We start from the raw sequence: 9,646 nt of genomic DNA, 5'->3' as shown, positions 1-9,646 counted from the left end.
CCGGCCTCGCTCGGCGCGGCCGTCGGGCCGCTCTTCGCGGTCTCGGTCTCACTCCTCACGGCCGCGGCCCCACTCTTCGCGGTCGCGGTCTCGCCCTTCATGGCCGCGGTCTCGCTCTTGAGGATCCGCAGCGACTTGCCGACCGACCTGGCGGTGTCCGGCAGCCGCTTGGCCCCGAACAGCAGGATGAAGATGACCGCCACGATCAGCAGGTGCCAGGGCTCTAGCCCGTTGCGGAGCATGCCGCCTCCTTGCAGTGCACTCACGAAAGGTTGCTACATTGCGCAACTGTACAACCCAACGCACGCCACTTCACAGGAGGCACCCATGTCCGGCCGACGGCGCAGACGGTCGCGTCCGCTCCGGATCGCCCTCGCCCTGACCGCCTCCTTCGTGGTCCTCGTCACGGCGGGGGCCGGCTGGCTCTACCTCCGGCTCGGCGGCAGCATCCACACGTTCAGTTCCGACGGCGTCTCCGGCGACCGTCCGGACGCCGACGCGTCGAAGGGCGAGAACGTCCTCGTCATCGGCTCGGACGCGCGCACCGGCGGCAACAGCGCGCTCGGCGGCGGCGACAAGGGCGACATCGGCCGCTCCGACACCACGCTCCTGCTGCACATATACGCGGGCCACCGGCACGCCGTCGCCGTCTCGATCCCCCGCGACAGCCTGGTCACGATCCCCTCGTGCAAGCTCCCGGACGGCACGTGGACGAAGGAGCGGCCGGACACCATGTTCAACGCGGCGTACTCCGTGGGCTCCACCGCCCAGGGCAACCCGGCCTGCACCCAGAACACCGTCGAGAAGCTGACCGGCCTGCGCGTCGACCACACGGTCGTCGTCGACTTCAAGGGCTTCGCCGCACTGACGGACGTCGTGGGCGGCGTCCGGGTCTGCCTGCCGCAGAACGTCTACGCGCGCGACCTCGACCCGAACCGCACCACCCGCGGCGCCCTCCTCTTCCCCAAGGGCGAACAGACGGTGTCCGGGCAGCGGGCCCTGGACTACGTCCGGATCCGCCACGGCATCGGCGACGGCTCGGACATCGGCCGCATCAAGCGCCAGCAGGCCTTCATGGCCGGCCTGATGAAGAAGATCCGCGCGGACGGACTGACCCCGACCCGGCTGCTGCCGCTGGCGAACGCGGCCACCGAGTCGCTGACCGTCGACCCGGGCCTCGGGTCCGCGGACAAGCTGATCTCGTTCGCGATGTCGCTCAAGGACGTCGATCCTCAGCACCTGAAGTTCGTGACGGTGCCCTGGCGCTACGAGGGGTCGCGCGTCGCCCTAGTCCAGCCGGACGCGGACCGCCTGTGGGCGTCCCTCAAGGACGACCGCACGGTGCACGGCAAGAGCGCATCGCCCACTCCGTCACCCGCACCGTCCCCGGGGGACGGCATCGCGGTCTCCGTCCACAACGGCACGACCGTCCCGGGACTCGCCGCCCGCGCCGCGGCCGAGCTGGAGGCGGACGGCTTCACGGTCACGGGTACGGCGACCGCGGCGGGGCAGGGCCGCACGACGACGGTGGTCGAGTACGGCCCCGGTCTGCGCGCCCGCGCCGCGACCGTCGCCGCCCGCTTCCCCGGCGCCACGCTCGCCCCGGCCGCCGGAACCGGCATCGACGTGATCCTCGGCACCGACTACCCGACCGCCAAGACCCCCGAGGACGCCGAAGGCACCACGAGCACCACCAGTTCCACCAGCACCGAGGACCCGACCGAGAACGCGCGCTCCGCCGACGCCGATCCCTGCGACGACCTCTCCTACGGCTGACGGGCCACCGCGCGCCCGGCCTTCTCCCAGTTGTCGTGCAGCCGGTCGAGATAGGACCGGGCCTGGCTGCCGGGCGACGCCCCGCGCGCGAAGGCGAGCATGTTGGCGGCCCCGGTGTTGTAGCCGAGCGCGAGCAGTTCGTCGCGGGTGTACGGGCCCGTCCAGTGGGCCGGCAGCCGGGCGGCGAGGTCGTGCAGGTGCCACGCCGCGGCCTCGATGGCCAGGTCCCGGTCGTCGGGCAGCTCGTCCCAGCGCCGGCCGGCGAAGTCCCGGCCCCGCTTGGTGTCGTCGAAGGCGGCCCGGTGCATGTTCGCGATCCCGAAGGCGGCGTCCGGCTTGTACCGCTGCCAGGCCCGCTCCAGCGCCGGATCGTGCGGCTTGTACGCCTCGTTGCAGAGGATCGCCATGACCAGTCGGGCACCGACGCCGGCCTGCCCGGCGCGGGCCCGCACCTCGGCCGCGTAGTCCACGGGGTCGTAGCGGCCACCGGCCGTCCTGGACGGGGAGGGTTCCGGGCCGTCACGACCGGGCGAGGACGGGGGCGAAGAGGAGGGGGACGGCGACGGGGTCCGCGACGGAGCGGGTGAAGGGGACCCCGCCCGGGGCTGCGACGGCTGGTGCCCGACGCGCGCCACGAGCCCCCACACCACCACCGCGGCCACGACGAGCACGAGCCACCCCCACCGCGTACGACGCCCGGCCATGCCGGTCTCCTCTCGCCCGCAAGGTCCGCACCGGCCAGTGTAGGAAGCGTCGGCGATCTAGGCGTCGACGCGAGGGAGGAGTTCGAGCACATTGCCGATACGGTGGTCCAGAGCGCGTGCCGCAAAAAGCCCGCACCGTGCCCGAGATCGAGCCGCACCGGCTGGACCGAGCCGCGAGAGAGAGACATGAGCAGGACGTTTACGCAGGTCAGAAGGCCTATGAGGAGTGCGGGGTAGGGCCGTGCATATCGTGATCATGGGCTGTGGCCGAGTAGGGTCCCAACTTGCCCAGACCCTGGAACAGCAGGGCCACACGGTCGCCGTGGTCGACCAGGACCCCACGGCCTTCCGCCGACTGGGATCCGGTTTCGGCGGCCGTCGCGTCACCGGTGTCGGTTTCGACCAGGACACCCTGCGCGAGGCCGGCATCGAGGAGGCGGGCGCGTTCGCCGCGGTCTCCAGCGGTGACAACTCCAACATCATCGCCGCCCGCGTGGCCCGCGAGATGTTCGGCATCGAGAACGTGGCGGCGCGGATCTACGACCCCCGCCGCGCCGAGGTCTACCAGCGCCTGGGCATCCCAACGGTCGCCACGGTCCGCTGGACCGCCGACCAGATGCTGCGCCGCCTCCTGCCGTCCGGCGCCGAGCCGCTGTGGCGGGATCCCACCGGTGGCGTGCAGCTCGCCGAGGTGCACACGTCGGCGTCCTGGGTCGGCCACAAGATCAGCCGCCTGCAGGAGGAGACGGGCGTGCGCGTCGCGTTCCTGACCCGGCTCGGCGAGGCGATCCTGCCGACGTCGCAGACGGTGCTGCAGGAGGGCGACCTCGTCCACGTGATGATGCGCACGGACGACGTCGAGAAGGTCGAGGCGGCGTTCGCCGAGGGTCCTGAAGAGGAGGGCGGTCACTGATGAGGGTCGCCATTGCCGGAGCCGGAGCGGTCGGCCGCTCGATCGCGGGCGAACTGCTCGAGAACGGCCACGAGGTCCTCCTCGTCGACAAGGCGCCGACCGCCATCTCGGTCGAGCGCGTCCCGCAGGCGGAGTGGCTGCTCGCCGACGCCTGCGAGATCACGTCCCTGGACGAGGCGGCGCTGCAGCGCTGCAACGTGGTCATCGCGGCCACCGGCGACGACAAGGTCAACCTGGTCGTCTCGCTGCTCGCGAAGACCGAGTACGGGGTCCCGCGGGTCGTCGCCCGCGTCAACAACCCCAAGAACGAATGGCTGTTCAACGAGTCGTGGGGCGTCGACGTCGCCGTCTCCACGCCGCGCCTCATGTCGGCCCTGGTCGAAGAGGCCGTCAGCGTGGGCGACCTGGTGCGCCTGCTGCGCTTCAGCCACGGTGACGCGAACCTGGTCGAGCTGACGCTCCCGCCGGAGTCGGCCCTGGCCGGCACCCGGGTCGGCGACGTCCAGTGGCCGGAGGACACGTCCCTGGTCACGATCATCCGCGGCACCCGCGTCCTGGCTCCCAGCCAGGAGGACTCCCTGGAGGCGGGCGACGAGCTGCTGTTCGTCGCGGCGCAGGCCCGGGAGGAACAGCTGGAGGACCTGCTGTCGGTCCGACGCGAGGACGCGTAGAAGAAGTCGGAAAAGGGCGGTGGCCCCGAGCTCTGCTCGGGGCCACCGCCCTTTTCCGACTTCAGGGGCGCGGGGAACTGCGCGGCCAGCCGCACACGGCCCGCACCCGCGAACCGGGCTCAGGCCTCCCGGCGATGCCGCGCCCCGCCTTCGGAACGCCCGACCTCGGCCCCGGCCTTCTCGGCCTGCGCCGCCTTCTCGGCCTGCTCGGCGGCTTCCATCTCCGCGAACACGTCGATCGGCGCGGGCGCCTTCGCCAGGAACACCCACGTCAGCCACACCGCCAGCAGGAACGGCGGGATCTTCAGCGCGATGAGCACCCAGCCGAACTGCGTCGTGTCCGCCCACCAGTACAGCGGGAACAGGACCGCGCACTTGGCGAGCAGGATGAGCCCCCAGGCCCAACTCGCCTTCGCATAGGCCTTCTTGCGGCCGGGGTTGCGCGTCCGCCACGAGAGGTTCTCCTTGAACACCGGCCCGAGGATGAGGCCGATGAGCGGAACCCCGCACAGCGTCGTCACGATGTACGCGAGGGCGAGCCCCAGCGTGTAGAGCATGCCGGGCAGGTAGAAGTCCTTGGCATTGCCGGTCATCATCGCGAAGACGACGCCGAAGGCGACACCGAAGACACCGCTGAAGGCGTGCTTGACGGTGTCCTTCATGACCAGTCGTACGACGACCAGGACCAGGGACACCGCGAGGGCCGCGATGGCCGACATGTGCAGGTCCTTGTTGATCGTGAAGATGGTCACGAAGAGGAGACCGGGCACGACGGTCTCCACCATGCCCCGCACACCACCGAAGGCCTCGAAGAGCGCGGCCTCGGTCACCGCCCTGTCTGCGGTTGCGGGGTCGTCGACTCCGGGTTCGCGGTCGGTCGGCTTGTCGAGGGACGTCACCGGCTACTCCCGTCCGAGCGGTCTGAGTTCGTATTTCGGGTTGAAGAGCACCCTACGGCCCCGGCTCATCGAGATCCGACCCGATGCGATCAACTTACGGCCCGGTTCTATGCCCAGGATCGAGCGGCGGCCGAGCCACACGACGTCCAGGGCCGCCGAGCCGTCGAACAACTCCGCCTCCAGCGCCGGGACTCCGGCGCGTGGCCGCAGGGTGACCGTGCGCAACGTACCAGTAACCGTGACGATCTGTCGGTCCTGGCAGTCGCCGATGCGTGTGCAGCCCGTGGTCTCCGAGTCCTCGCGCAGCTCCTCCGACTCCAGGTCCTCCTGCGAGGTGGACAGTCGGTCGAGCATGCGCCGGAATCGGCCCGCCGGCTTCTCGGACGCCCTGTCGGAACGAGGAACAGCACTCATACAGGAAGCGTACCCGGGGCCGGTGACACGGTCGTACCCGCTGGTGTACCCCGGTTCCCGGGGCCCTACCCGGCCTGTTTCGGCTACTTCTCGAACCGGTATCCCATTCCGGGCTCGGTGACGAAGTGCCGCGGGTGCGAGGGGTCGGTCTCCAGCTTGCGGCGCAGCTGGGCCATGTACACCCGCAGATAGTTCGTCTCCGTGCCGTACGACGGGCCCCACACCTCCTGGAGCAGCTGTTTCTGGCTGACCAGGCGGCCCGTGTTGCGCACCAGCACCTCCAGCAGGTGCCACTCCGTGGGCGTGAGGCGTACGTCGCGGCCGCCGCGGTTGACCTTCTTGGCCGCCATGTCGACCGTGAAGTCCGCGGTCTCGACGATGCCCTCGTCCTCGCCGCCGCCGGTGGGCTCGGCCCGCCGCACGGCCGCCCGCAGCCGGGCGAGCAGCTCGTCCATGCCGAACGGCTTGGTGACGTAGTCGTCGGCCCCGGCGTCGAGCGCCTCGACCTTCTCGTCCGAGGAGTGCCGGGCGGACAGGACGAGGATCGGCACCCTGGTCCAGCCGCGCAGCCCCTTGATGACCTCGACGCCGTCCATGTCGGGCAGGCCCAGGTCGAGGACGATCACGTCGGGGTGGCGGGCGGCGGCGAGCTGCAGCGCCTGCGCGCCGTCGGCGGCGGCGTCCACCTCGTACTTGCGCGCCTTCAGGTTGATGACGAGGGCGCGGACGATCTGCGGTTCGTCGTCGACCACGAGCACCCGGGTCATGCGTGCCTGCCTCTCTGCGTTCCAGCAGTCGGTGCGGGGGCCTGGGCGGCCGCCGCGGAGGGGGTACGGGCCGCGGCCCGCAGGGTGAGGACCATGGTGAGGCCGCCACCGGGGGTGTCCTCGGCGCTGAGCGTGCCGCCCATCGCCTCGACGAAGCCGCGGGCCACGGCGAGCCCGAGCCCGACTCCCGCGCCCCGAGGAGCGTCACCGTAGCGCTGGAAGGGCGCGAAGATGCGGTCCTTCGCCTCGTCGGGGACGCCGGGGCCGCGGTCCACCACGCGGAGTTCGACGCGGTCGCCGAGCGTGCTCGCGGCGACGAGGACGGGCTCGTCGGGCGGGCTGTACTTGACGGCGTTCTCCACGATGTTCGCGACGGCCCGCTCCAGCAGGCCCTTGTCGACGGTGACCATGGGCAGCGACTCGGGGACGTCCAGGTCGACGCTGAGCTCCGGGTCCGGTACGCCGACCAGCGCCATCGGCACCACCTCGTCGAGGTCGATCTCCCGGATGAGCGGGGTGACGGTGCCGGTCTGGAGGCGGGACATGTCGAGGAGGTTGCCGACGAGGTGGTCGAGCCGGTCGGCGCCCTCCTCGATCCCGGCGAGCAGTTCCGCCTGGTCCTCGTCGGACCACTCGACGTCCTCGGAGCGCAGGGACGACACGGAGGCCTTGATGCCGGCCAGCGGCGTGCGCAGGTCGTGCGAGACGGCGGCCAGCAGCGCGGTGCGGATCCGGTTGCCCTCGGCGAGGGTGCGGGCCTGGTCGGCGGCGTCCTGGAGGCGCTGGCGGTCGAGCACGACGGCGGCCTGCGCGGCGAAGGCGGCGAGCACGCGCCGGTCCTCGGCGGGCAGCACGCGCCCGGACAGGGCGAGCGCCATGTGGCCGCCGACGGGTACGTCGACGTCGGCGTCCTCGGGGCGTTCGAGCGGGCGTGGTCCGACGCTGCCCGCGCAGGTCCAGGGCTCGGTGTCGCCGGCCCGCTCCAGCAGCGCCACGGACTCCATCGCGAAGGTCTCCCGGACGCGTTCGAGCAGGGCCTCCAGGCTGGTCTCGCCGCGCAGCACGCTGCCCGCCAGGAACGAGAGGATCTCCGACTCGGCCCGCAGCCGGGCCGCCTGGTGCGTGCGCCGCGCCGCCAGATCCACCACGGACGCGACCGACACCGCGACGCCGACGAAGATCACGATGGCGACGATGTTCTTCGGGTCGGCGATCGTGAACAGGTGCAGCGGCGGCGTGAAGTAGTAGTTCAGGAGCAGGGAGCCGAACGCCGCCGAGGCGAGCGCCGGGAGCAGCCCGCCGACCAGCGCCGCCGCCACGGTCAGCGACAGGAACAGCAGCATGTCGTTGGCGAGGCCGAGGTCGGAGTCGACGTGCGTGAGGAGCAGCGCGAGCAGCGCGGGTCCGCCGACGCCGATGAACCAGCCCCACGCGATCCGGGACCGGCCGAGCCGGGCACCGCGGGCGACGGGCAGCCCGCGCCCCTTGGCGACCTCTTCGTGCGTGACGATGTGGACGTCGAGGTCGGGCCCGGACTCCCGGGCGACGGTGGCGCCGACGCCGGGCCCGAACATGTACTGCCAGGTCTTGCGGCGCGAGGAGCCGAGGATGATCTGGGTGGCGTTGACCCCGCGGGCGAACTCCAGGAGCGCGGAGGGGATGTCGTCGCCGATGACGTGGTGGAACGTTCCGCCGAGGTCTTCGACGAGGGTGCGCTGGACGGCCAGTTCCTTGGGGGACGCGGCGGTGAGGCCGTCGCTGCGGGCGATGTAGACGGCAAGGACCTCGCCGCCCGCGCCCTTCTCGGCGAGCCGGGCCGCGCGCCTGATCAACGTACGGCCTTCGGGACCGCCGGTCAGTCCGACGACGATGCGCTCGCGGGCCTGCCAGGTGGAGCGGATGTTGTGCTCGCCCCGGTACTGCTGGAGGTACTCGTCGGCGCGGTCGGCGACCCAGAGCAGGGCCAGCTCCCGCAGGGCGGTGAGGTTGCCGGGGCGGAAGTAGTTGGACAGGGCCGCGTCGACCTTGTCGGACTTGTAGATGTTGCCGTGGGCCATCCGGCGGCGCAGCGCCTGGGGCGACATGTCGACCAGCTCGATCTGGTCCGCGCGGCGCACGACCTCGTCGGGCACGGTCTCGCGCTGGCGCACTCCGGTGATCGCCTCGACGACGTCGCCGAGGGACTCCAGGTGCTGGATGTTGACCGTCGATATGACGTCGATGCCCGCCGCGAGCAGCTCCTCGACGTCCTGCCAGCGCTTGGCGTTGCGGGAGCCCGGCACGTTCGTGTGGGCGAGCTCGTCGACGAGAGCGACGGCGGGGGCCCGGCCCAGGACGGCGTCGACGTCCATCTCGCGGAAGACGGAGCCCCGGTACTCGATCTCCTTGCGCTCGACCTGCTCCAGGCCGTGCAGCATCACCTCGGTGCGCGGCCTGCCGTGGTGCTCGACGAACGCCACCACGCAGTCCGTGCCGCGCTCGACGCGGCGGTGCGCCTCGGAGAGCATCGCGTACGTCTTGCCGACGCCCGGTGCGCTGCCGAGATAGATCCGAAGCTTGCCGCGTCCCATGGCCCCATTGTCTTTCAGTCGCTGCATCACGCAGCGTCGACCTTACGGCCAGCAATTCTCACAAAGGGGACAGATGCCTGGTGGGTGGGCGGCTTTGACGCAACTCTGATGCGCGTCCGCGCGGTCAGTGCTGGACGATCTCGCCGTCGCTCAGCTCCAGGACCCGGTCGGCGAGATCGAGCAGCGTCGCGTCGTGCGTGGCGACCAGTGCGGTGACGCGCTCGCTGCGCACGACGGCCCGCAGCAGCTCCATCACGGAGAGCCCGGTCTCCGCGTCGAGCTGCCCGGTGGGCTCGTCGGCGATGAGGAGGGCCGGCTTGTTGGCCAGCGCCCGGGCGATGGCGACGCGCTGCTGCTGGCCGCCGGAGAGCTCGCCGGGCCGCTGCTTGGCGTGCCCGTCGAGGCCGACGAGGGAGAGCAGCAGCTCGACCCGCTCCTCGCGCTCGCGCGGGTCCGCCTTGCGCAGCCGCATCGGTACGCCGACGTTCTCGGCGGCGGTGAGGATCGGGATCAGCCCGAAGGACTGGAAGATGAAGCCGATCCGGTCCCGGCGCAGTTCAAGGAGGCCGTTCTCGCCGAGCTCCGCGAGGTCGAGGCCGTCCACGGTGATCCGCCCCCGGTCGGGCTCGTCGAGCCCGCCCACGAGGTTGAGCAGCGTCGTCTTGCCGGATCCCGAGCGCCCCTTGAGGGCGACGAGCTCGCCGCGCGGCACCTCGAAGGACACCCCGCGCAGGGCGTGCACGGCGGCGGCCCCGGACCCGTACGAACGGTGCAGCCCGTCCACCACGACCATCGGTCCCCGGCCGTCCTGTTCCAGGACGGCGGTCCCCGCCTCTGCCTTCTCGGTCATCCGCGCCGCTCCCCCGTACGTACGTTCCCGGCCGGGCGCCAGTATGGGCACGTGGCGCCCGGCCGGGCAATGGTCGAGACCG

Annotated in this window: 10 protein-coding genes; 3 read left to right on the top strand and 7 right to left on the bottom strand. The window is 71.5% G+C overall.

From position 1 onward, the window contains the following. The coding region (tatA, locus tag M4J07_RS11155; protein WP_255970506.1) for a Sec-independent protein translocase subunit TatA at nt 1-242 on the bottom strand (242 nt) is incomplete at its 3' end. An 85-nt stretch (nt 243-327) separates the two neighbouring features. Here tatA and M4J07_RS11150 point away from each other — a divergent pair. Continuing rightward, a complete protein-coding gene (locus tag M4J07_RS11150) occupies nt 328-1,776 on the top strand; it encodes an LCP family protein (RefSeq protein WP_255970504.1) in 1,449 nt (482 codons plus the stop codon). On the opposite strand, the gene M4J07_RS11145 is transcribed toward M4J07_RS11150, so the two are convergent. Then, complete coding sequence (locus M4J07_RS11145; RefSeq protein ID WP_255970502.1) at nt 1,767-2,480, bottom strand: lytic transglycosylase domain-containing protein; 714 nt, start codon at nt 2,478-2,480, stop codon at nt 1,767-1,769. The genes M4J07_RS11150 and M4J07_RS11145 overlap by 10 nt on opposite strands. Before the next feature lie 241 nt (nt 2,481-2,721). On the opposite strand from M4J07_RS11145, the gene M4J07_RS11140 reads away from it, so the two are divergent. Continuing rightward, a complete protein-coding gene (locus M4J07_RS11140) occupies nt 2,722-3,393 on the top strand; it encodes a potassium channel family protein (RefSeq protein ID WP_255970500.1) in 672 nt (223 codons plus the stop codon). Continuing rightward, nucleotides 3,393-4,064 carry a potassium channel family protein gene (locus M4J07_RS11135; protein WP_207826409.1) on the top strand — a complete coding sequence of 224 codons (672 nt, stop codon included), beginning with the start codon at nt 3,393-3,395 and terminating at the stop codon, nt 4,062-4,064. The genes M4J07_RS11140 and M4J07_RS11135 overlap by 1 nt, the downstream gene beginning before the upstream one ends. A gap of 119 nt (nt 4,065-4,183) precedes the next feature. On the opposite strand, the gene M4J07_RS11130 is transcribed toward M4J07_RS11135, so the two are convergent. From M4J07_RS11130 to M4J07_RS11110, 5 genes are all read right to left on the bottom strand, one after another. Continuing rightward, a complete protein-coding gene (locus M4J07_RS11130; protein WP_255970496.1) occupies nt 4,184-4,963 on the bottom strand; it encodes a DUF3159 domain-containing protein in 780 nt (259 codons plus the stop codon). Between the two features lie 3 nt (nt 4,964-4,966). Then, a complete protein-coding gene (locus M4J07_RS11125; protein WP_255970494.1) occupies nt 4,967-5,377 on the bottom strand; it encodes an OB-fold nucleic acid binding domain-containing protein in 411 nt (136 codons plus the stop codon). A gap of 83 nt (nt 5,378-5,460) precedes the next feature. After that, nucleotides 5,461-6,144, bottom strand: coding sequence for a response regulator (locus M4J07_RS11120; RefSeq protein WP_255970492.1), 684 nt, complete (start codon nt 6,142-6,144; stop codon nt 5,461-5,463). Further along, complete coding sequence (locus tag M4J07_RS11115; RefSeq protein ID WP_255970490.1) at nt 6,141-8,714, bottom strand: sensor histidine kinase; 2,574 nt, start codon at nt 8,712-8,714, stop codon at nt 6,141-6,143. Before M4J07_RS11115 ends, M4J07_RS11120 begins: the two co-directional genes overlap by 4 nt. 124 nt (nt 8,715-8,838) lie before the next feature. Then, nucleotides 8,839-9,564 (bottom strand): ABC transporter ATP-binding protein, encoded by a 726-nt coding sequence (locus M4J07_RS11110; protein WP_255970488.1) that lies wholly within the window; start codon nt 9,562-9,564, stop codon nt 8,839-8,841. Between the last annotated feature and the right edge of the window lie 82 nt (nt 9,565-9,646).

It is taken from the genome of Streptomyces longispororuber (assembly GCF_024448165.1).
Taxonomy (GTDB): Bacteria; Actinomycetota; Actinomycetes; order Streptomycetales; family Streptomycetaceae; genus Streptomyces; species Streptomyces longispororuber_A.
This window is presented reverse-complemented; position numbering and strand designations above follow the sequence as displayed.

What these genes read in the sequence shown, in the direction of transcription:
- M4J07_RS11110 (WP_255970488.1), bottom strand. Translation starts at nt 9,564, where the DNA reads ATGACCGAGAAGGCAGAGGCGGGGACCGCCGTCCTGGAACAGGACGGC.
- M4J07_RS11120 (WP_255970492.1), bottom strand. Translation starts at nt 6,144, where the DNA reads ATGACCCGGGTGCTCGTGGTCGACGACGAACCGCAGATCGTCCGCGCC.
- M4J07_RS11125 (WP_255970494.1), bottom strand. Translation starts at nt 5,377, where the DNA reads ATGAGTGCTGTTCCTCGTTCCGACAGGGCGTCCGAGAAGCCGGCGGGC.
- M4J07_RS11115 (WP_255970490.1), bottom strand. Translation starts at nt 8,714, where the DNA reads ATGGGACGCGGCAAGCTTCGGATCTATCTCGGCAGCGCACCGGGCGTC.
- M4J07_RS11150 (WP_255970504.1), top strand. Translation starts at nt 328, where the DNA reads ATGTCCGGCCGACGGCGCAGACGGTCGCGTCCGCTCCGGATCGCCCTC.
- M4J07_RS11145 (WP_255970502.1), bottom strand. Translation starts at nt 2,480, where the DNA reads ATGGCCGGGCGTCGTACGCGGTGGGGGTGGCTCGTGCTCGTCGTGGCC.
- M4J07_RS11135 (WP_207826409.1), top strand. Translation starts at nt 3,393, where the DNA reads ATGAGGGTCGCCATTGCCGGAGCCGGAGCGGTCGGCCGCTCGATCGCG.